At 44.5% G+C, this 21,761-nt stretch carries 23 protein-coding genes and 1 tRNA gene; 11 read left to right on the top strand and 13 right to left on the bottom strand.

The window, feature by feature from the left end; all coding sequences use genetic code 11:
• Positions 1–95: 95 nt before the first annotated feature.
• The gene (locus tag GQ367_RS08485) at positions 96–1,361 is read right to left on the bottom strand and encodes an integrase (protein WP_251370163.1); all 1,266 of its coding nucleotides are present in this window, start codon (positions 1,359–1,361) and stop codon (positions 96–98) included.
• A 227-nt stretch (positions 1,362–1,588) separates the two neighbouring features.
• Here GQ367_RS08485 and GQ367_RS08480 point away from each other — a divergent pair.
• Positions 1,589–1,664: transfer RNA gene (locus tag GQ367_RS08480), tRNA-Phe, on the top strand.
• Positions 1,665–1,729: 65 nt separating this feature from the next.
• On the opposite strand, the gene GQ367_RS08475 is transcribed toward GQ367_RS08480, so the two are convergent.
• The 3 genes from GQ367_RS08475 to GQ367_RS08465 form a co-directional block, all read right to left on the bottom strand.
• Positions 1,730–3,433 (bottom strand): cation:proton antiporter, encoded by a 1,704-nt coding sequence (locus GQ367_RS08475; RefSeq protein WP_215290522.1) that lies wholly within the window; start codon positions 3,431–3,433, stop codon positions 1,730–1,732.
• A gap of 248 nt (positions 3,434–3,681) precedes the next feature.
• Positions 3,682–4,353 carry a cupin domain-containing protein gene (locus tag GQ367_RS08470; protein WP_215290521.1) on the bottom strand — a complete coding sequence of 224 codons (672 nt, stop codon included), beginning with the start codon at positions 4,351–4,353 and terminating at the stop codon, positions 3,682–3,684.
• Positions 4,354–4,355: 2 nt separating this feature from the next.
• Positions 4,356–4,991, bottom strand: coding sequence for a trimeric intracellular cation channel family protein (locus GQ367_RS08465; RefSeq protein WP_215290520.1), 636 nt, complete (start codon positions 4,989–4,991; stop codon positions 4,356–4,358).
• A gap of 134 nt (positions 4,992–5,125) precedes the next feature.
• Here GQ367_RS08465 and GQ367_RS08460 point away from each other — a divergent pair, with 134 nt between their 5' ends.
• On the top strand, positions 5,126–5,992 hold the full coding sequence (locus GQ367_RS08460; RefSeq protein WP_215290519.1) for a pirin family protein: 867 nt from the start codon (positions 5,126–5,128) through the stop codon (positions 5,990–5,992).
• 16 nt (positions 5,993–6,008) lie between these two features.
• Here GQ367_RS08460 and GQ367_RS08455 read toward each other — a convergent pair whose 3' ends face one another.
• Together GQ367_RS08455 and GQ367_RS08450 are read right to left on the bottom strand one after the other, a co-directional pair.
• Entirely contained in the window at positions 6,009–6,272 is a 264-nt protein-coding gene (locus GQ367_RS08455; protein ID WP_215290518.1) for a GNAT family N-acetyltransferase, read from the bottom strand.
• Between the two features lie 5 nt (positions 6,273–6,277).
• On the bottom strand, positions 6,278–6,592 hold the full coding sequence (locus GQ367_RS08450) for a hypothetical protein (protein ID WP_215290517.1): 315 nt from the start codon (positions 6,590–6,592) through the stop codon (positions 6,278–6,280).
• 183 nt (positions 6,593–6,775) lie between these two features.
• Between GQ367_RS08450 and GQ367_RS08445 the strand changes: the two genes are divergently transcribed.
• From GQ367_RS08445 to GQ367_RS08430, 4 genes are all read left to right on the top strand, one after another.
• Positions 6,776–8,887, top strand: coding sequence for an alkyl/aryl-sulfatase (locus GQ367_RS08445; RefSeq protein ID WP_215290516.1), 2,112 nt, complete (start codon positions 6,776–6,778; stop codon positions 8,885–8,887).
• Between the two features lie 142 nt (positions 8,888–9,029).
• The gene (locus tag GQ367_RS08440; RefSeq protein WP_215290515.1) at positions 9,030–9,974 is read left to right on the top strand and encodes a ketopantoate reductase family protein; all 945 of its coding nucleotides are present in this window, start codon (positions 9,030–9,032) and stop codon (positions 9,972–9,974) included.
• A complete protein-coding gene (locus GQ367_RS08435; RefSeq protein ID WP_215290514.1) occupies positions 9,975–10,598 on the top strand; it encodes a glutathione S-transferase in 624 nt (207 codons plus the stop codon).
• A 2-nt stretch (positions 10,599–10,600) separates the two neighbouring features.
• A complete protein-coding gene (locus GQ367_RS08430) occupies positions 10,601–10,951 on the top strand; it encodes a hypothetical protein (RefSeq protein ID WP_215290513.1) in 351 nt (116 codons plus the stop codon).
• Here GQ367_RS08430 and GQ367_RS08425 read toward each other — a convergent pair whose 3' ends face one another.
• A complete protein-coding gene (locus GQ367_RS08425) occupies positions 10,952–11,122 on the bottom strand; it encodes a hemin uptake protein HemP (RefSeq protein ID WP_215290512.1) in 171 nt (56 codons plus the stop codon). It abuts the gene before it with no gap.
• Positions 11,123–11,202: 80 nt separating this feature from the next.
• The gene (locus GQ367_RS08420; RefSeq protein WP_215290511.1) at positions 11,203–11,760 is read right to left on the bottom strand and encodes a hypothetical protein; all 558 of its coding nucleotides are present in this window, start codon (positions 11,758–11,760) and stop codon (positions 11,203–11,205) included.
• A 146-nt stretch (positions 11,761–11,906) separates the two neighbouring features.
• Here GQ367_RS08420 and GQ367_RS08415 point away from each other — a divergent pair, with 146 nt between their 5' ends.
• Positions 11,907–12,191: an HU family DNA-binding protein gene (locus GQ367_RS08415; protein WP_215290510.1), complete on the top strand. Its 285-nt coding sequence runs from the start codon at positions 11,907–11,909 to the stop codon at positions 12,189–12,191.
• 88 nt (positions 12,192–12,279) lie between these two features.
• On the opposite strand, the gene rodA is transcribed toward GQ367_RS08415, so the two are convergent.
• Genes rodA through GQ367_RS08390 form a run of 5 tightly spaced genes read right to left on the bottom strand, consistent with a single transcriptional unit; the run spans position 12,280 to position 17,834 of the window.
• On the bottom strand, positions 12,280–13,422 hold the full coding sequence (gene rodA / locus GQ367_RS08410; RefSeq protein ID WP_215290509.1) for a rod shape-determining protein RodA: 1,143 nt from the start codon (positions 13,420–13,422) through the stop codon (positions 12,280–12,282).
• A complete protein-coding gene (gene mrdA, locus GQ367_RS08405) occupies positions 13,404–15,323 on the bottom strand; it encodes a penicillin-binding protein 2 (RefSeq protein WP_215290508.1) in 1,920 nt (639 codons plus the stop codon). Before mrdA ends, rodA begins: the two co-directional genes overlap by 19 nt.
• Before the next feature lie 10 nt (positions 15,324–15,333).
• Positions 15,334–15,852, bottom strand: coding sequence for a rod shape-determining protein MreD (gene mreD, locus GQ367_RS08400; RefSeq protein ID WP_215290507.1), 519 nt, complete (start codon positions 15,850–15,852; stop codon positions 15,334–15,336).
• Positions 15,849–16,763 carry a rod shape-determining protein MreC gene (mreC, locus tag GQ367_RS08395; protein WP_215290506.1) on the bottom strand — a complete coding sequence of 305 codons (915 nt, stop codon included), beginning with the start codon at positions 16,761–16,763 and terminating at the stop codon, positions 15,849–15,851. Before mreC ends, mreD begins: the two co-directional genes overlap by 4 nt.
• A gap of 27 nt (positions 16,764–16,790) precedes the next feature.
• The gene (locus tag GQ367_RS08390; protein WP_089514914.1) at positions 16,791–17,834 is read right to left on the bottom strand and encodes a rod shape-determining protein; all 1,044 of its coding nucleotides are present in this window, start codon (positions 17,832–17,834) and stop codon (positions 16,791–16,793) included.
• A 67-nt stretch (positions 17,835–17,901) separates the two neighbouring features.
• On the opposite strand from GQ367_RS08390, the gene gatC reads away from it, so the two are divergent.
• Genes gatC through GQ367_RS08370 form a run of 4 tightly spaced genes read left to right on the top strand, consistent with a single transcriptional unit; the run spans position 17,902 to position 21,759 of the window.
• Positions 17,902–18,195: an Asp-tRNA(Asn)/Glu-tRNA(Gln) amidotransferase subunit GatC gene (gatC, locus tag GQ367_RS08385; protein ID WP_215290505.1), complete on the top strand. Its 294-nt coding sequence runs from the start codon at positions 17,902–17,904 to the stop codon at positions 18,193–18,195.
• A complete protein-coding gene (gatA, locus tag GQ367_RS08380; protein ID WP_215290504.1) occupies positions 18,192–19,694 on the top strand; it encodes an Asp-tRNA(Asn)/Glu-tRNA(Gln) amidotransferase subunit GatA in 1,503 nt (500 codons plus the stop codon). Before gatC ends, gatA begins: the two co-directional genes overlap by 4 nt.
• Positions 19,691–21,160 (top strand): Asp-tRNA(Asn)/Glu-tRNA(Gln) amidotransferase subunit GatB, encoded by a 1,470-nt coding sequence (gatB, locus tag GQ367_RS08375; RefSeq protein ID WP_215290503.1) that lies wholly within the window; start codon positions 19,691–19,693, stop codon positions 21,158–21,160. Before gatA ends, gatB begins: the two co-directional genes overlap by 4 nt.
• Positions 21,157–21,759, top strand: a complete 603-nt coding sequence (locus GQ367_RS08370; RefSeq protein ID WP_215290502.1) for a DUF484 family protein — start codon at positions 21,157–21,159, stop codon at positions 21,757–21,759. Before gatB ends, GQ367_RS08370 begins: the two co-directional genes overlap by 4 nt.
• The last annotated feature ends 2 nt before the right edge of the window (positions 21,760–21,761 follow it).

The following is a 21,761-nucleotide window of genomic DNA, read 5'->3' as shown; positions in this document are numbered from 1 at the left end:
AGATTATTTTACTAGTTAATGCTAAATTTTGTAAGTTAATAACCTTATAGATAATGTAAGCAAGCTTTAAATGTAGTTTTTAGTCAACTTAGGGCCTAAGACAGTCTTTCCGCCGCTAATGTAGCCGTCAACTTGCTGTAGTGCTTTTCCAGCATAGTCACGCTGGTTCCCATTTGCTTTGCTAGCGTGTGTATGTCTATATTGTTATCTAGCATTGCGAGCGTAGCGTAGGTATGGCGCAGACTATATAGGGTTCTATTCTGGTTTGTACTAATGTCTTTAAGCAGCCCGCTAGCTTTCATTAGCCATATAAACGTTGTATGGAAGCTTTTTGGTTGTGTGCCGTCTGGCAGGATAAACAACAAAATATCGTGCTTACCAGCTAGTACCATATCCAGCGTTTTGTTTTCAAATAATGGCTGTCGCTCGCAAAGCCTTACTAGCGCTGCCTCTGCACGGTTTTTTGCTATTAGGTAGCGTGCGCCCGTTTTGCCGCTTACCCAAATTCTTAAATACCGTTTACCTGTCTTACTATCTATGTACCAATTGATATGTTTCCATTTAATATTCAAACTCTCTTTACCGCTGCGCATTCCCGTTGCCGCGAGTAATTCAATATAGTCCCTCGCTAGTAAGCGCATATCTCTTGCTAGCTGGCTATGCCCACCTAAGCTGTAGTCTTCCAAAAAAGCTAGCAAATATTCCAACTCTTCTTTAGTAAACGCGGGACGAGCTTTTCCTTTCGCGCCACGTCTACTCAACTGTGCTACTGGGACTTGTGCGCTTAACCAGCCACGTTGTACTGCTGTGCTAACCACTCGGTTGTATGCGCTAGCGTGTGTCATTAGCGTGCTACTTAATGGCACTCTATTCATTAGTTGGTTGCGCCATATTTCATATTCGCGAATATGGGTGTTGTCGATATTTTCCAAGTAGCGTTTACCAAAGAACGGTATGAGATATTTGTTGATAGCGCGAATGTAGTCGTTGTTAGTCATAGTGCGTATGCCAGCACTAATTTCTGCTTCTAATTCTTTTATGGTTGCTTTTGCTATAGCGTCAAATTTATAGCGTGTATAGCTAACACCCATACGTTCTCTAAAGCGTGCCTCGTCATATATCTCGCAAGCCGCGCGACTAGCAAACTCAAAGTTATGGTGTTTAGTTGATATAGAGTGCCAGCGTTTGTCATACAACTTAAAGCGGGCTTGCCATACCGTTGAATTGCTACGCTTGTATAAAACCAATTCCCCGTCACGCAAACGGGCGACATTAGGTTGCTTTATGAGGGGCAGAGAAACTAAACTAATAACGTTATTAGCGTAGTTGTCTGTATATAAAACAGCGTTTGACTTGCGCATTGCCGGCACCAAAAACGCTAGCGTAGCGTCACAGCGCGGTGTTGGGCAAGCGGAATTTAAGCGTACAAAAACTGTGCAGGCACTACGAATGCTAAATTCTTAGGCGGCTGGTAGCAACGGTGAAATAACGGTTTGAGGGCGATATTGCTAGCAGTTATTGAGAAATTGAATGCGTTAAACAACTTTTAGCAGGCTAAAACACAGTTTCATTTATAATTCCAAGTCTTGGCCTGGTAGCTCAGTCGGTAGAGCAGAGGATTGAAAATCCTTGTGTCGGTGGTTCGATTCCGCCCCGGGCCACCAAGATTCTATAAACCACCTTCGGGTGGTTTTTTCGTTTGTGAGGTTTAGTGAAGACCTGCTTAAACTTAAGAAGCCTGCTTGAGCTCTTTCAGCACTTCTGTGTAGAAGCGGTTGGCCAGCTCATCCTCTGGCGTGAAGGATTGACCCCAGCCCTCTTTGTTGTAAATCTCAATTTCTTCGCTGTCTCTTGCCCGAATAAAGATGGCTATTTTGGGATTAAGGGTCCTGGCAGTTTCCACCATTTTGCTGATATCAATCGAGTCTTGAGAGGCAATCACCAAGATGGCTGCATTAGCAATATGAGCTTGGATCAATACAAATGGATCGGATGCATCTCCAGACACGGCCGGGGTTCCTGACTTTCTTAGATTTTCAACAATCGAGCGATCTTTTTCGGCGACCACACAAGAGACGCCTTGCGCTCTTAACTTTTCAAGCACCCTCTTACCCACTCGACCTTGACCAACAATCACCACTTGTCCAGACAGTAAAGATTCTTGGGTTGTTGTTGGAAGCAATGCAAGAGGATCCATTCTTTGATCTAAGGTCCTGGCTAAGGCTGAGCGCTTTCTGGCCCAATTGATCAATGGTGAAATGCTGTCAAACAAGAATGAATTAAGTGCGATTGAAATGATGGCGCCTGCCAGTATCAAACTATAAGCATCGTTTGGAATGAGCTTCATGGTCAAGCCCATGCCAGCAAGAATGAATGAGAACTCTCCGATTTGAGCCAAGCTAATACCCACCGTCGCGGCTGTGTTGAGTGGGTATCTGAAGAGTAAAACAAGGGCCATCGCGGCCAATGTTTTTCCAATAAGAATAATAAAAACGACAACCAGTAATTTAAGTGGTTCTTGCCACAAGATTTGTGGATCAAATAGCATGCCCACGGATACAAAGAAGAGCACAGCAAACGCATCTCTTAGAGGGAGAGATTCATCAGCGGCTCTTTTACTTAGTTTAGATTCTCCGAGCATCATGCCCGCGAAAAATGCGCCTAAAGCAAACGAAACATCAAATATCTTCGCGGCCAAGAAAGCGATACCAATCGCAGAAGCAATGACGGCCAAAGTGAATAACTCTCTAGAGCCATTTTTTGCTACCAACCATAAGATTTTGGGTAGCAATCTTTTACCAATGACCAACATGAGCACGATGAATGCACCCACTTTAGCCAAGGTGATACCTATGGTCTTAAGTAACTCCGTGAGGTTGCCACTGGCGGCGTGGATTCCATCGTTTTGTAGCAATTCAGCTAATACAGGAAGAAGAACCAAAGCCAAGACCATGACCAAGTCTTCAACAACCAACCAGCCCACAGCAATCTTGCCATTGGAGGTGTTTAAAAGACCTTTATCTTCTAATGCGCGCAAGAGAACAACCGTACTTGCAACAGATAGACTCAAGCCAAACACTAGGGAGCCTAATAAAGACCAGCCCCAATGATTGGCCACAAAAAAACCGAGCACTGTTGCAACTAACATTTGGAACAGTGCGCCAGGAATGGCAATTTTTTTGACAGACATTAAGTCGCCAATAGAAAAATGTAAGCCAACACCAAACATGAGTAGCATCACGCCAATTTCAGCTAATTGCATTGATAAGCCAACATCAGCAACGAAGCCTGGTGTGGCGGGGCCAATCAGAACGCCTGCTAATAGGTAGCCAACCAAGGGTGGCATTTTTAAATAAGTAACAACAAACCCCAGAATCAGGGCCAAGCTAAATCCAGCGGCAAGAATTGCAATGAGGCTTACATCATGTGGCATGAATCTGACCCCTTAATACTGTTGGAGTTTTATAAACCACAATAATAATTCACTACGTCAAAAGGGGTATTTGGGTTGTTAAATTAACCAAATGCTTTGGTTAATGATTAAGGGATCGCAAGGAGTGTCGTTTAAAACGACAGTCTAGGGCTAGAGTCATGCATCCTAGGTCCTGGTCGATTCCGCCCCGGGCCACCAAGATTCTATAAACCACCTTCGGGTGGTTTTTCATTGCGTCGATGATTACTTTACTGTTCTAGCTTGTGATTGAGATGCCCTGTCTTGACATAGATGAGCGCACCTTCTTCTTTGGTGAAAGGGGTGTGCTTGCTATATCTGGGGCTTCTGATCCACGTGCCACTCGGGTATGAGCCATGCTCATCATGAAAGACGCCTTCCAAAACGAGGATCTCTTCGCCACCTGGATGAACGTGTGGATTGAATATCGTGTTGGGTGCCCAACGCACCAGTGCCGTGCCTACGCCATCGAATTCATGTAAGGGCATCACTGATAGTCCAGGAACAAGACCTGGATACCAAGCAGTGTTGTTGGTGTCGATTCTGATGGTGGCTGAATCATCTGGATGAAACTGTCTTAATTTGACAAAAATCGTACAACCTTCTTTTGAATACGGAGTGTGGGAGCTGTTGGGTGGATTGCGCAGGTACATGCCTGCTGAGTAATCACCACTTTCGTCTGAGAAGGTGCCATCAAGTACTAATATTTCTTCTCCAGCAGCATGAGCGTGTTTTGGAAAAGAAGAGTTGGCGGCATAACTCACGATGGTGGTTGCAATCGCAACCTCATCACCGATGCGATCCAAAGGTTTTCGATTAACGCCCGCCATGGGTGATGGCAACCACGGTGCTTCGTGAGTGTTAACCACCGCTTTTTGACTGAAGTCCGCATTGATGTTCATGCTTAAGCCCTGAATGTGGGTAGGTGCCAATTTTTATACAAGGCAATCGCACGAATGACAAAGATGAATATGAATGAAATCACTGCGGCCATTGATTCATCTAGCAAGTAAGTGCTCAGCAGAATGTACAAAGTGCTTCCCGCGAAGGCAATGACGGCATACGGACGATTGTCTGAGAACAGCTGAGGAATTTCTCCGCAGACGATGTCACGAAGAGCGCCGCCAAAAGTGGCAGAAATAACGCCCAGCAAAATTGCTACGACCAAGGGCATGTCAAATTGAAGTGCGATCTGTGTTCCCAGTATCGTTGCCAAGGCAAGACCCATGGCATCCGGTAACTGAATCATTTTTTCTGTGTAAACCAAGTGTTTGTTTTTGATGAACCAAATACTGACAATGGTCAGCGCAATGATGACCCAAAGCCAGTAAGAGTGTTCAACCCAAAAGAAGGGTCTGCGATCTAAAAGAATGTCTCTTAATGTGCCGCCGCCAAAAGCAGTTAAACCAGCCACGATGCTGACACCCACCAAGTCTAATTTTTTCTTGAGGCCTGCAATGAGTCCTGAGGCAGCAAACGAGAAGATGCCTATCAATTCGATGATTTCTTGGAAAAAGCTGAGGGTTGGTGTGCTGAACATGAATGGGTGGCTTATCTATTGCTTATAAGAAGGTAGAAGATATTCTTATTATGCAATGCGCCTGAAAATAATTCAGATAGTGATTAATATTGAGATCTAAGATTAAGTTAATCAGAGAGCCAAGGTAAATCAATATGAAGCGTCTTCTGGGTATTCAGGGAAATGATCAAGGCCATTGGGTGGGTGATGGATTCCCGGTGCGCACCTTATTCTTCTATCAACAATTGGGCAAAGAGATGAGCCCATTTTTGATGCTTGATTTAGCGGGGCCTGCTGAGTTTCCACCAACAACTGAGCGCAAGGGTGTCGGCACTCATCCTCACCGTGGTTTTGAGACAGTGACGATTGTTTATGACGGCGAGGTCTCACATAAAGACTCAACGGGTCAAGGCGGAACCATTGGCCCTGGAGATGTTCAGTGGATGACTGCTGGTGCAGGCATTCTGCATCAAGAATTTCATTCAGATGCTTTTGCAAAGCAAGGTGGAGTTTTACAAATGGTTCAGCTGTGGGTCAATTTGCCAGCAAAACACAAAATGACTGAGCCTGGCTATCAGCCTATCTTGAGTGAGAGCATTCCTGAGATTCAATTATCAAACTCAAGCGGATCAATCAGGGTGATTGCGGGCGAGTATGAAGGGCGAGTGGGCCCTGCAAAAACTTTTACGCCCATGAATGTGTTTGATATTCGTTTGAAAAAAGGCGAGGAGCTTGTTTTGCCAGCGGCCACTGGTTGGAATACTTCTGTGGTCGTTTTGCGTGGGGCGCTTGAAGCTCCTATTGATCCAGGCGTTATTGCAAAAGATGCAAAGATGCTGATGTTCAGTCAAGACGGGGAAGGCATCAAAGTCAAAGCTCTTGAAGATACAGTGGCTTTGCTCTTAAGTGGCGAGCCCATTGAAGAACCCATTGTTGGTCATGGACCTTTTGTGATGAACACCCGAGAAGAGATCGAACAAGCGATCAATGATTTCAACCGAGGGGCTTTCGGTAGTATTTAATTACTTTGATCAGTGTTTAAAGAATCCCAATACCTTTGAAAAACTGAGAGCCCAGGGGTGAGATTGGATCATGAATCTTTCCAATCTTGCCCGTGATCTTTTTTACTTCATCGATCAAAATCCTGCCATAGCCTTGGCGACGATAGGCCAAGTTGACATAGATGTACTCAATGTCACCAGAATCTAAAAATCTACAATAAGCAATCGTCGTATTTTGATTCTTGATGAGCACAATGCCATCAGAGATATCTATCTGATAGCTGTTTTTATCAATGGTCATTTAGATCACAAAAATGTGACGCGTTTGGTCAGAGCTTCTAAGGTGACTTGAGGGCTGGCGATTGTTTTGCCATTGTCTGCACTGTTGGCAACCACCCCTTTGCCTGCGATGGGCGCCAAGTTATCAACTTTGAAGCGGCCTGCTTGATCTTGTTGGCGAATAAAACATTCTTCATCAAAGAATAGTTGGTCAAAATTGAAGTCAATTTCATCTGAGTCGACTGTTTTGAAACCAATTAAATCTTGAATTGCTTCAATGGTTGGCTCAATTTCAACTTCGGTGACTTCTTTGAGCTGGGGATTGATTAGAAATGCTTTCATCGTAAAACCTTTTTTATTTGATTGTTATGGGTTCAATCGTAAAGTAAATGGCTTAAGTCTGCCTCGCATGCGCCCATCTCCCCTTTATTTCTTGGGGGTAATTAGCCTCAAAGCTAATTGCTCCAAGTGTCTCTAATCGCTAAATTCAAACAGTTACAACTTCCATAAATTAATAGGGTTTTCATGAAAAAAGTAATTAAAACCGTTGCGCTAGCTTTGGCATTGGCTAACGTTGGTTCAGCAATGGCCGCCGGCGGTGGCGGCGTGATCTCAGATCCAGGTGCGCGCCAAGGCAAGCACTTTGATGTGAAGGGCAAAATGCCTTCAAAGTTCACCATGGAATTACAAAATGGTTTGCGTAAGTCATTGCCGTTTGAAGATAAGCGTGATTTTGAAGAAGCTAAAAAAGGCTTTATCGCCGCTCCCACTTATAAGCAAATCATGGCCGAGGCTGGCAACGTTGCTTGGGATATCGGTAGCTATGACTATTTATTAGATGGTAAAGATTTCGACAGCATTCATCCATCATTGCAACGTCAAGCCATCTTGAATATGGCTTATGGTTTATACGAAGTTGTGCCAGGAAAAATTTATCAAGTGCGCGGCTTTGACCTTGCAAACATCAGCTTTGTAAAAGGTAAAACAGGTTGGATCGTGTTCGATCCGTTGACCGCTAAAGAAACAGCCAAAGCTGCTTTAGATTTGATCAATGAAAAATTAGGTAAGCGCCCTGTTGTGGCGGTGGTTTACTCTCACTCACACGCTGACCATTACGGTGGCGTGCGTGGCGTGGTAGATGAGAAAGATGTTAGAAGTGGCAAAGTGCCTGTGATTGCGCCAATCGGCTTCATGGATCACGCGATTGCAGAGAACGTTTATGCAGGCGCTGCTATGAACCGCCGCATGTTTTTCCAATATGGTGTTCTTCTGCCACGCAGCCCATTTGGTCACGTGGACCAATCGATTGGTAAAAATACAGCATCCGGTAATTTAGGACTGATCGAACCAAGTCGTTACATTTCAAAAGATTTTGAAACATTGACGATTGATGGCGTTGTGATGGAATTCCAAAACACTCCAGGAACAGAAGCTCCAGCAGAAATGAATACTTATTTCCCGCAGATGAAAGCTTTCTGGGCAGCAGAAAATATCACGGGCACGATTCATAACATTTACACACTGCGTGGCGCATTGGTGCGTGATGCTTTGGCATGGTCAAAGCACATCAACACAGCCTTGTATCGTTATGGCAATAAAGTTGAGGTGATGTTCGCTTCGCATAGCTGGCCACGTTGGGGCAATGAGCGCATTCAAGAAATCATGCGCGATCAACGTGATACCTATGCACATTTGAATAATGAAGTTCTTCACCTTGCTAACAAGGGTGTGACGATCAATGAAGTTCATAACGTTTACCATTTGCCTGAGAGCTTGAAATCAAAATGGCACTCTCACAGTTATCACGGCTCTGAAGAACATAACAGCCGCGCTGTGATCAATCGTTATTTAGGTTACTGGGATGCCAACCCTGCAACATTGATGCCTTTGTCACCAAAAGACTCTGCGCCTCTTTATGTTGAGATGATGGGCGGATCTAAAAAGATTATTAAGAAGGCTAAGTCGCTGCATGATGAAGGTAAATATCGTGAAGCCACTGAAATCTTGAATAAGCTCGTTTACGCTGAGCCAGAGAACACAGCTGCTAAAGATTTGTTGGCGGATGTGTATGAGCAAATTGGCTATCAAAAAGAAAGCCCAAGTGTGCGCAATAGTTTCTTGGCCGCTGCTTATGAATTAAGACACGGTATGCCTGCTGGTGTTCCGCCTAAGTCCAGTGGCCCAGATACCATCAAAGCGATGACCACAGAGTTATGGTTGAACGCTTTGGGTATTGGCTTGGACAGCAAAAAAGCAGCCGGCAAGAAGTTCATCATCAACTTAGTAACACCAGACAATGGTGAGAAGTTTGTTGTGGAGATGAGCAATTCAGCCTTGACCAACATCAAGGGCCAGCAAGCTAAAAAACCTGATCTCACAATCACGATCAATCGTAAAGAGCTTGAGTTAGTGATGGGCGGTAAGTCTACTTTTGATAAGTTGTTATCAGAAGGCAAGGTTAAGTTTGTTGGTAACCGCAAAGCGTTTGATGAATTGCGTTCATCATTGGTGACCTTTGTTCCAGACTTTGAATTAATCCCAGGAACAAAGTCAAAGACCAAATCTCCAGCAGCTCCTGCAGCTCCCGCAAAAGATCCTCTTGAGGCACCAGAGCCTGCAAGCTCTGCCGGGGTTTAATTTGTAGATATCAAGAGCTCTAAAAAGCTTTAAGCTGCACTCAAGGGCTGCCAACAAATGTTGGCGGCCCTTTTTCTTTGGGTGTTGAAGCTTTGTTGTATCAACCTATAATCTAAAGCAGTGAAAAAAATCTGAGATTTGATTGAAAAAAGAAATTAAACGAATTGCTGTGCTTGGGGCCGGGGCCGTTGGTTGCTTTTTTGGCGGCATGCTGGCTCGCGCAGGCAAAGAAGTTCTGTTGATTGCTCGAGACAATCATGTGCAAGCCATCAAGAAAAATGGCTTGTTGATGGAGTTTCAACATTCACAAGAATATGTGGCGATTGAAGCCAGCAGCAATGTGGAGGATATAGCGGGCGCTGATCTTATTTTGTGCTGCGTTAAATCACCCGACACAGAGCGTTCGATGCGTGAAATCAAAGATTTGATTAAGCCAGATGCCTTGATTTTGAGTTTGCAAAATGGGGTTGATAACGCCGAAAGAATCGCTCAAGTTGTGCCAAATCATCCTATTTCTGCTGTTGTCTATGTTGCAACAGGCATGGGTGGTGATGGTCATGTGAAGCACTTTGGTCGAGGAGAGCTCATCATTGGACAGGTTGGTGGGCATGAGAACATTTCTGCCGAGTTAGAACAGATTTGTGAGCTATTTTTGAGCGCTCAAATACCATGTTCAGTATCAGACAGTATTCAGCGTGAGCTTTGGCTTAAATTTTTAGTCAATTGCTCATACAACGGCATATCTGCCATTGGGCAGATCACTTATGGTGAAATGGTTCAGCAAGAAAATATCCAACAATTAATCAAAGACCTCACCGTTGAATTTCTTTTGGTGGCAGCTCAAGAAAAGATAGATATATCTTTGGCTGAGGCGCAAATGGTGAATGAGAAAATTGCTAAAACAATGGCAGGTCAGCGTTCTTCTACGGCACAAGATCTCATGCGCCGCAAGCCAACAGAGATAGATTATTTGAATGGCTTAATCGTTCGCAAAGCAAAACAACATGGCCTCAATGTGCCCAATCATCAGGCCATCTATGCTTTGGTAAAAATGATTGAGCAAAAGAACCTTGAGTCATCTATTTAAATGACAGCAGTTTTATATTCTTATCGACGTTGTCCTTATGCCATGAGAGCCAGAATGGCTTTGGCTTATTCAGGCATTCCAGTTGAAATCCGAGAAATTTCTTTAAGAGAAAAGCCAGCTTCTATGTTGGCTATTTCGCCTAAAGGCACTGTTCCAGTCTTGCAAAGTGATGATCTTGTGCTTGAGCAGAGTTACGACATCATGAAGTGGGCCTTAAAACAATCGGATCCAGACCAGTGGTTTTCTGTTGAGACAGAATCCGTCATTGATGAATGGGTTGAAAAGAATGATGGCCCGTTTAAAAAGTTATTGGATCAATACAAGTATCCCGATAGGTATCCAGATATTTCTCTTGAGGAGACTTTGAGCCAAGCAACAATATCATTTCTTGGGCCAATCAATGAGCAGCTAAAGAAAAGTGCTTATTTGTTGGGGCCAAAGATGAGTTTGGCTGATATAGCGATATTTCCATTTGTGCGTCAGTTTTCAATGGTTAATTCAGAGTGGATTGATCAATCAGGCCTGAATTTCTTAAAACAATGGTTAAATGAACATCTTGAGTCACCTTTGTTTTTAAGTGTGATGCAAAAATACCCAACTTGGTATGACCCAACCCCGGAGTGAGCATGAAAAAGTTTATTGGATTCTTATTTTTATTGGTTTTGCTCTTCTGCCTTTACACCTGGTTGGTTTTGACTTGGAGCTATTCAGCTGGTGAGCGCGCTGGCTATGTGCAAAAGTTTTCCAAAAAAGGTTGGGTATGTAAAACCTGGGAAGGTGAATTGGCCATGATCAATATGCCTGGAACCTTGACTGAAAAATTTAACTTCACAGTTCATGATGAAGCAGTCGTTAAGAAAATCAATGAAAGCATGGGTAAGCGTGTTTCATTGGTGTATGAAGAGCACGTGGGTATTCCAACGACCTGTTTTGGTGACACGGGTCATTTCGTCAAAGACATACTCATTGTTGATTAACTACTTGGTCAGAATTAGTTTTCTATATTTGGTGATTCTCAGTCGATAGACTTCACCCTCATGTGCAATGTCCAAGTAATTGGACTTGCCCATCAATTCTTTGCTATCAATCAATTTAATATCTGTTTTTTCTACTTCTTTTGTGGAGAAGTGATTATTTTCTTTAGTCATAAGACACTCTTCTTTTGAAAGAAGAAATCATTCTAAAGCATCAAATCAATACTCAAAATAGGGATTAAGTTTGAATCACTTCAAGCTTTTTGATTGGGAATTCTTTTCTTGTAAAGAAAAATGACAGCTTTAGCAAAGTAAATAACAATGAATGTGCCAATCAAATCCCCAATGATCATCACGCCTAAATCTTCAAAGAAGAGATGATCTTTGTTGTGTAGTGAATACCATGCCTGATGCATCAGCGGGCTGAAAATTGAAAAAATAAAAACACAGTTGAGCAATTGCTTTGCATCAAGTTGTGAGAGATCTTGTTTTAAGTCAGAGTCTCTGAAAACAAGCTGTTTCGCGATATAGGGAGCCAGACCGCTGATGATGCCTGCGCCGATGCCTAGGATGGGGTCTTCAAAATAAAAGCCCAGGCTGATAGCGATTGAGGCGATGGCAATTCCCAGGGCGCCGTTTTTATCTAACAATAAAGTCAGCAAAAGCCTTAATCCTGCCGGCAAAAAAACCCAAGACACTCCAAGGGAAAATGAAAACGAGCCCATGACATATGAGTTGATTGAAAAGCTCGCCGCATAAAGAATCGCAGCAATACAGATCAGAATGGGGCTTAGAAAAACAGACGAAGGCATGGCTCTGAATATAACAAATTGTTCGCTATTTTGTTACTTTAAACATTTAACTCAAATTTAATATTCTTTCCAAAATTATGGTTACAATTTGAAGCACGTAGGGTTCTACGTGCAACCATCCAACCATGATTGATAAGGAGCATCACTTGAATAAAGCAGAACTTATTTCCGCAATTGCAGAAGAATCTGAGTTGTCAAAAGCTAAAGCTGAATTTGCATTGAATTCAGTAATGGACAACATCAAGAAGGCCGTTACTAAAGGTGACAGCGTTCAGTTAATCGGTTTCGGTACTTTTGGTTCTGGTAAGCGTGCTGCTCGTATGGGCCGTAATCCAAAAACTGGCGAAGCAATCAAGATTGCTGCAGCTAAGACAGTTAAATTTACTGCAGGTAAAGCATTTAAAGATGCCGTGAATAAGCGTAAGAAGTAATTCGCTGATTTGCAATATTAAAAAGCCCAGCTGTTTAGCTGGGCTTTTTTTATGTCTTATCCACCTCGATGGATTACTTGATTGGTTTCTAACTTTGTACGAGTCTTCGGTAGCGATGAATGCTCATTAGAATGCCCACGCCGATACCAAGAGTCACAAGAGCTGTACCGCCGTAGCTGATGAATGGCAGGGGTACGCCAACCACTGGTAGAAGGCCGCTGACCATGCCCATGTTGACGAAGGCATAGGTGAAGAAAATCATTGTCACAGCGCCGCCCAAGAGTCTCGTGAAGAGCGTGGGGGCGTTTGATGCAATGGCGAGACCTCTTTGAATCAAGGCAACGAATAAGGCCAACAAAATGATGTTGCCAAGCAATCCAAACTCTTCTGCAAAAACAGCAAAGATAAAGTCGGTGTGTTTTTCTGGAATGAACTCAAGGTGTGCCTGAGTGCCGTTGAGCCAGCCCTTACCAAAAAGCCCACCAGAGCCAATCGCGATGATCGATTGAATCGTATGGAAACCTTTACCCAAAGGGTCTGAGCTAGGGTTTAAAAGCGTGCACACACGATTTTTTTGATATTCATGAAGAATGTACCACTTCACTTCTGGTTCGCAAATATAGCCACCGAAAATGATGATCAACAAAATGCCGAGCGTGCCGACTCCAACGACTGGAATGATGTATTTCCAAGGAAATCCTGCAAGAATGATCACGTAAAGACCAGAGGCCATGACCAGCAATGCTGTGCCTAGGTCAGGCTGTCTACCAATCAAGGCAACCGGCAAAATTAACAACAAAGCTGCTACACCGTAATCCCAAGTTTTTAAGACGCCTTCGCGACGTTGAAAGTACCAGGCCAACATCATGGGCATGGCAATCTTCATGATTTCTGAAGGCTGTATCACGATGCCAATGTTGACCCAGCGGCGCGCACCTTTTTTGATCAAGCCAAAAGCCGCTACTGCAAGCAGCAATGCAATACCAATGGTGTAAATCCAGATGGCAGATTTTTCTAGCCACTTCGGCGGAATTCTGGAGACGATCAACATCAAACCAATCGATACAATCAGATTGCGTGCTTGATCAACAAACTGCACATGCGTTCCGCTCGTCGCTGAAATAAATGTGACGATGCTGATGGCCACAAGCGCGAGAACGATCAGACCCAAGGTTTTATCAAGGCCACTCCACAGAAAGTCGATCTTATGAATTAAGGAGCGTTTTTCCATTCAGGAACCTCCTTAGGCCAACGACCCTCAAGATAGTAATCAAGCGCACGTCGTGCGATAGGAGCTGCGTGAGCAGCGCCGAAGCCAGCATTTTCAACAATCATGGCAATAGCAATTTTTGGATTTTCTGCTGGAGCAAAGACGACGTATAAAGCATGGTCTCTTAAAAATTCTGGAGTAGCGCCGTGGTTATAGTTTTTGGCATTCAAGCTATATACCTGGGCCGTACCAGTTTTACCGGCAGCGTTGTAACCAGCTCCTTTGAATGCGCCTGCTGATGTACCAAATCTATTCACATCCACCATGGCATTGGTGATCACATCAATATTTTCTTTCTTTAGATCAATTTTGTAGCTCTCTTGAGGCGTGGTCAAAACACGATCTTTGGTGATTGGGTTTTCAATTGATTTCACCAGGTGAGGTTTCATCACCACACCTTGGTTCGCAAGGTTGGCCGTGGCATGGGCTAATTGCAAAATAGAAAAGCTGTTGTAGCCTTGTCCGATACCTAAAGAAATCGTTTCGCCTTCAAACCATTTTTGTTGCTCTGGTTTTTTAAATGCCTTTTCTTTCCATGAAGTCGAAGGCAAGACCCCCCGTGCTTCGCCCACAAGATCGATGCCGGTGATTTGACCAAGCCCAAGTGGCTTCATGAAGTCGTGCATCGGATTGACGCCGATATCGCGAGCCAAGTGGTAGTAATAGGTATTACAAGAGTCAACAATTGATTTGGCCATATCCACTGTGCCGTGACCGCCGACCTTATCATCTCTGAATGTGTTGTTACCGAGAATGAAGTAACCAGGATCTGCGATCGATTGACTAGGTGTGCGTTTGCCAGTCTCAAGAGCTGCCAGTGCCATGAATGGCTTATACGTTGAACCTGGGGCGTAGGTGCCTTTTAGCGGGCGATTGTAGAGAGGCTTTTCTGGAGAGTCATTCAAGTCTTTCCAAGTACTGGCATCAATGCCTTCCACAAAATCATTTGGATTGAAATTAGGTTTTGAAACAAACGCAAGGATGTCGCCAGTTTTTGGTTCAATCGCCACAAATGCGCCACGTCTTTTTCCGTATAACTGTTCAACCAAATGTTGAAGTTTGATATCAACGGCCAGTACTAGATTTTTTCCTGGCGTAGAGGAAGATGTTGAGAGTGTTCTGACCGCTCTTCCGCCAGCGGTGATTTCAACTTGCTCAAATCCTGGGGAACCTCTGAGAGCCTGTTCGTAACTTTGTTCAATGCCAACTTTGCCTATGTATGGCATGCCCAGTAAGTTGATATTTTTTCTCTGAGCCCAATCCTCATCCATGCTTTTGCTTGAGTCTAATTCAGCAATTAATTTTTCACGATCTTTTTGTGACACTCGGCCGATGTAGCCGATCAAGTGTGAACCAAGCTCACCATATGGATATTGTCTAAATAAGCGCGCACGAATTTCAACCCCAGGAAATCTGAAGCGTTGAGCCGTGAATCTTGCAACTTCGACATCGCTGAGCAATGTTCTGACGGGGAATGAATCAAAGGTTTTTGACTCTGCCGCTAACTTTAAAAAGTTACGACGATCTTTGGGCTGAATATCAATGACTGATGACAGTTGATCAAGCAAATCATTTAAGTTGGTTTCAACTTGTGATGGATTTATTTCTAATGTGTAGGCTGAGTAATTGCGTGCAATCACAATGCCGTTGCGATCGTAAATGAGACCGCGATTGGCTGGCACCGGTATCAAGGCAATGCGATTATTTTCTGCTGCCAAAGAGTGACGTTGATGCGTGAATACTTGGAGCCAAACAAATCTCAATAAAAGTATTGAAAAGCAAATCAATACAAAAATCATTGCAACAGTCAGTCGATCTTGAAATGACTTAACGGTTGGTTGAGATTGATTGAATCTATTCATGTGCCGTCAATTAAATCGGACGGTTGAGGTCAACATCAGTTGGCCTGCGTTGCGGCGCTAATAATAAGAACACTGCTACTGGCCATAAAAGGGCTTCAATAAAACCAGAGAAAAGACTCGACCATGCCCAGAATGGAATTTCACCGGTTGCAACCCAACGAATGATCAGTGGCCAAATAGAGGCCGAGATGAAAAGTGGTAACAGATGTAAGGCTTGTTGGATGCGAGTAAATCCCATCACGCGCCTTTGCCAAAAAATACCGAAGTAAGCAACCAGCGGGTACATGAATGCATATTGACCAAGCAAGTTGCCATTGTGAACATCCATGACCAAGCCCAAACAAAACGCCCAAATCACGCCGACTTTTCTTGGTTGGTGAATGGTCCAAAACACCAAGCAAAGCAATAGCCAATCAGGCACCCAGGGTGCATTGCCCAGCGGCAAGAAATTCAGTAAGGTGGCTGCTATCAAGCTTGCGGCAATAAACAGAGGGTTCGCAGGACGAAGGATGTAGCCGCTTTCAATCATGGCTTACCTCTGTATAAACGATTGGATTTTGAGTCAGTTTCTTTGAAATTTTTACTTGCTTCTGGTTTAGGACCAAATCCAGAGTCGTAGAAAAGAATCATCACGTGACGAAAGCGATTCACACCGCCTACTGGAGAGCAGTAAACGTAGGCAAAGTTCTTATCCACGTTGCGTTCAATTTTATCGATGGTGGCCACTGCAAATCCTGGCGGATAAACGCCATCAATGCCAGATGTCATTAGAACGTCGCCCACTTGCAAATCACTCACGGCAGCCATGTGTCTCAATTCCAGCGGTCGACCTCTGCCATTGCCATGAAGGGCGCCCCTAAGACCATTTCTGGCTACTTGAATTGGGATCACCATGTCTCTGTCATCTAACAAAGACACTTCGGATTTGTTTTCCATCACACGAACCACTTGACCAACAATGCCTTGATGATCTGAAACTGCTTGGCCAAGTGAGATGTTGTCTGATGCGCCTCGATCAATCACCACGCGTTGAGACATTGGATTGGAGGGGCTGTAAAGAATCTGGGCAATCAAAATCTTAAAGCGAGCCTGTTCTTTGATGCCAATCAGGTTTCGCAATTGTGTATTTTCGGACATGAACAGCTCTGACTGATTTGCCAAGAGTGTTAATTCGGCCACTCGCTTGGTGAGAGCCTCATTTTCAACCTCTAGAGAGCCTTTGCTTGTCAGGTAGTCATAAGTGCCAACCAATGCATTTCTGGGCATTTGCATGGCGTATTGAAATGGGGTGAGCATGTAGCTTGCCACCGAACGAACTTCATTCAGTGCTTTTAATTGATGGTCCATGACCATCAACACAACGCTGATGAAAAGGCAGATCGCCAGCTTGATAAGAGCTGGCGTACCTTGTTTGAAGAGAGGAGGAGGGCTAAGCTGCAATGAAATCTCTCTAGCTGCTTAGCGAACTTATTCTTGTGAGAATACGCCGCCTAGCTTGTCCATGCGCTCTAGCGCAATGCCTGAGCCTCTGACCACGCAGGTCAATGGATCTTCGGCAATATGAACAGGAAGGCCAGTTTCCTCAAGCAATAAGCGATCTAGGTCGCGAAGCAAAGCGCCGCCACCAGTCAACATCATGCCGCGATCAGCAATGTCAGAAGCCAACTCTGGAGGTGTTTGCTCTAGGGCTACCTTCACGGCCGTCACGATTTGATTCAACGGATCGGTCAAGGCTTCTAGAATTTCATTGCTTGTTACTGTGAAGCTGCGTGGGATACCTTCAGAAAGGTTGCGGCCACGGATTTCCATGTCTTTCACTTCTGAGCCTGGGAAGGCTGAACCAATCGTTTTCTTGATGGCTTCAGAGGTTTGTTCGCCAATCAACATACCGTAGTTACGACGGATGTAATTGATGATGGCTTCGTCAAATTTATCACCGCCAACACGGATAGAACCCTTGTAAACCATGCCGCCTAGGGACATCACGCCCACTTCAGTTGTGCCGCCACCGATATCCACCACCATTGAGCCAGAAGCTTCTGATACTGGTAAACCGGCGCCGATGGCCGCAGCCATTGGTTCTTCAATCAAATAGACCTGTGAGGCGCCTGCACCTAGGGCAGATTCACGAATGGCGCGTCTTTCAACCTGTGTTGAGCCGCAAGGCACGCAAATGATGATTCTTGGGCTTGGTTTGAGCAATTTGGTCTCATGAACCATTTTGATGAACTGCTTGAGCATTTGCTCAGTGATCGTGAAATCAGCAATAACACCATCTTTCATAGGGCGAATTGCTTCAATATTGCCTGGAACTCGACCAAGCATCTGCTTGGCTTCCTTACCTACGGCTAAAATAGTCTTTTTGCCATTCGGACCGCCTTCTTGACGAATCGCCACAACCGATGGCTCATCAAGGACAATGCCCTTATCACGCATGTAAATAAGGGTGTTTGCGGTACCCAAGTCAATGGCTAAATCATTAGAAAAGTAATTGCGAAAGAGACCAAACATAATATAAGTAGGAAAATAGATTAATTAATACGTTAATGAACCCTTTAATGATACCGTAGCAGGACAAATGAATCTCGAAGATGTTAAGCGCATAGCGCATTTATCCCATTTATCGCTCTCGGAAGACGAGGCAACAGCCACTTTGGCCCAATTGCAGAAAGTCTTCCATTTGGTAGAGCAAATGCAGGCCGTTGATACCGATGGTGTTGAGCCTTTGGCCCACCCAATTGAGCAAATCATGGCCATTGCCCAGCCATTGCGTGAAGATGTGGTCACGGAGCATGATCAAAGAGATGCTTATTTAAAAAATGCACCTGCTGAACATGATGGTTTATTTCTTGTGCCAAAGGTGATCGAATGAGCTGGCACACCAAAACCATTGCTGAATTATCAAAATCACTTCATTCAAAAGAAGTGAGCAGCCAAGAGCTCGCAAATTACTTTTTAAGTCGCATTGCTGAGTCTAAAGAACTGAACGCATTCGTTGATGTGAACGTTGAACAAACTTTGTTGCAAGCCAAGGCGGCTGATGCTCAATTGGCCGATGGTTCTGCAACGACTTTGACAGGTGTGCCATTGGCGCACAAAGATATCTTTGTTACCAAGCATTGGAAGACAACGGCGGGTTCAAAAATATTGAATAACTACATCAGTCCATTTGATGCGCATGTGGTTGCTGAGCTTGGAGTTGGTCGTGCCGGCATGGTTTGTTTGGGTAAGGTCAACATGGACGAGTTCGCCATGGGATCTTCAAATGAAAGTGCTTATGCAGGCCCCACTAAAAATCCTTGGGATCTCGCGAGAGTACCCGGTGGTTCTTCAGGTGGTTCTGCTGCAGCCATTGCTGCAGGTTTAGCGCCCGCATCAACAGGAACAGATACCGGCGGATCGATTCGTCAGCCCGCAGCTTTTTGCGGCATCACCGGCATTAAGCCAACCTATGGCCGAGTGTCACGTTACGGCATGATTGCTTATGCGTCTTCTCTTGACCAAGCCGGCCCAATGGCCAAGACGGCAGAAGATTGCGCCATCATGCTTAACGCCATGGCAGGACATGATGCAAAAGATTCCACGAGCTTGGATCGTGCCAAAGAAGATTACACAAAAGCACTTGGTAAAACTTGGTCAGGTGAGCCAGGCTTGCCTCTCAAAGGTTTAAGAGTCGGCTTGCCTAAAGAGTATTTTGGTGATGGCTTGAATGCGGACGTTAGAGCTGCTGTTGATGCTGCCATTGAGCAATTGAAAAAAATGGGCGCCGAGTGTGTGCCTGTGTCTTTGCCTAAAACAGAGTTATCGATTCCGGTGTATTACGTCTTGGCTCCTGCAGAAGCATCGAGTAATTTGAGTCGTTTTGATGGTGTTCGTTATGGACATCGCGCTGCAGAGTACAGCGATTTATCAGACATGTACAAGCGCTCAAGATCTGAAGGTTTTGGTTCAGAAGTGAAGCGTCGCATCATGATTGGTGCTTACGTTTTGTCGCACGGTTATTACGATGCTTATTATTTAAAAGCACAGAGAATTCGTCGCATCATTGCGCAAGATTTTCAAAATGCATTTGATGCGTGCGACATCATCGCAGGACCAGTTGCACCGAATGTTGCTGGCAAGCTGGGTGAAAAAGTTTCAGATCCAACGCAAATGTATTTAGAAGATATTTATACGCTTTCACCAAATTTGGCAGGATTGCCAGCGATGAGTGTGCCGTGTGGTTTTGGCGATCATGGCATGCCGGTTGGTTTGCAATTAATTGGTAATTACTTCTCTGAAGCTGCTTTGCTACAAGTGGCGCATGCTTATCAACAAGAAACCAATTGGCATCAAGCCCAATCACCTTTTGCAGTGAAAGGTGGTGCGTGATGAAATGGGAAGTCGTGATTGGCATGGAAACCCATGCGCAACTAAGAACCAATTCAAAGATATTCAGCGGCGCCTCGATTGAGTTTGGTGCAGAGCCAAACAGACAAGCGTGTGCGGTTGATTTGGCTTTGCCAGGCGTTTTACCTGTTTTAAATAAAGGCGCAGTGGCCCACGCGATTCGTTTTGGTTTGGCAGTTGGTGCACACATTGCACCATTGAGTATTTTTGCTCGTAAGAACTATTTCTATCCTGATTTGCCTAAGGGTTATCAAATCAGTCAATTTGAAATCCCAGTGGTGCAAGGTGGCAAGGTTCACATTGTTTTAGACGGTGAAGCTAAAACTGTGCAATTGACCAGAGCCCATTTGGAAGAAGATGCGGGTAAATCATTGCATGAAGATTTCCGAGGCCCTCATGGCGAATCATCCAGTGGCATCGATTTGAATCGTGCCGGCACACCTTTGCTGGAGATTGTCACAGAGCCAGATATGCGAAGTGCAGCTGAAGCTGTGGCTTATGCCAAGGCGCTGCATAGTTTGGTGGTTTGGTTGGGCGTTTGCGATGGCAATATGCAAGAAGGTTCTTTCCGTTGCGATGCCAACGTTTCAGTTAGACCCGTTGGGCAAAAAGAATACGGCACCCGTTGCGAAATTAAAAACTTGAACTCTTTCCGCTTTTTAGAAGAGGCGATTCAATACGAAGTTCGTCGTCAAATTGAATTGATCGAAGACGGTGGCCGAGTTATTCAAGAAACGCGACTATACGATCCAGACAAAAAAGAAACACGCAGCATGCGCAGCAAGGAAGACGCGAATGACTACCGCTATTTCCCGGATCCTGATTTATTGCCACTGATGATTTCTGAAGAGTGGATCGCTAAAGAGCGTGCTGAAATGACAGAATTGCCAGCACAAAAATCAGAGCGTTGGCAGTCTGAGTTTGGTTTGTCTGCCTACGATTGCCAGGTTCTCACGCAAGAGCGAGCCACGGCTGATTTTTATGAAGACTTGCTTAAACAAGTGGGCAAAGATCAAGCCAAGGCAGCCGCTAATTTGATGACTGGTGAATTTGCTTCAGCTCTGAATAAAGAAGGCATCAGTGCAGCGCAATCACCACTGAACCCTTCTCAGTTGGCGCAATTAATTCAACGCATTGCTGATGGCACGATTTCTAACAAAATCGCGAAAGAAATTTTCACGGCGATGTGGGATGAGAAAGCATCAGACCTTGATGCGGTTGATCGCATCATTGAAGCAAAAGGACTCAAGCAAATCAGTGACAGCGGCGCTTTAGAGGCGATCATTGATCAAGTGTTGGCGGCTAATCAAAAGTCGGTAGAGGAGTTCCGCGCTGGCAAAGAAAAAGCGTTTAATGCTTTGATTGGTCAGATCATGAAAGCAACTCAAGGCAAGGCCAATCCACAGCAAGTCAACAAATTACTCACGGATAAGTTAAATCAATCATGACACAAGCAAACAATCAAACGGCTGAGCAACAAGAGCGCGAAGCTCTAGTGGCAGAGTGGCTTTTGGCAACCCCAGGTTTTTTTGAAAGACATGCTGATTTATTGGCAGACATTCAATTAAAAAATCCACATGGTGATCGCGCCATTTCTTTGCAAGAGCGTCAGTTGGGTGTTTTGCGTCAACAAAACCAAGCCTTGAATCAGCGTCTTTCAGACATGCTGCGCTTTGGTAGTCAAAACGATAAAACTCAGGGTTTGATGATTCAGTGGTTATCAAATTTATTGTCCGCCAAATCTGAAGCCGACGTCAGAGCTGCCATCAGCTCTGGACTGGCCAAGATTTTTGATATTGAGCAAGTTGAGCTTCTCGATGGCGAGCATGATAATTTTTGTGGCTCAGCTGATCAGGTCAGCGAAGCTGTCAAAGCTCATCTAAACGAAGAGATGAAGAGTTTTGCAGTGGTGAATCTATCACCGTTAAAAGTTCAAATATTGCTTGCTAGTCGCAATGTCGAAAAGTTCACATCTGACATGGGCCGCGTTTACTTGGATCAAATCGGCGAACTCGCTTTAGCAGCATTAACCCGCTCAAAAGAATAGGA

Source organism: Polynucleobacter sp. MWH-CaK5 (genome assembly GCF_018687615.1).
In the GTDB taxonomy this organism is placed as follows: Bacteria; Pseudomonadota; Gammaproteobacteria; order Burkholderiales; family Burkholderiaceae; genus Polynucleobacter.
The sequence above is the reverse complement of the archived record's forward strand: the minus strand, read 5'-3'. Positions and strand labels throughout refer to the sequence as shown.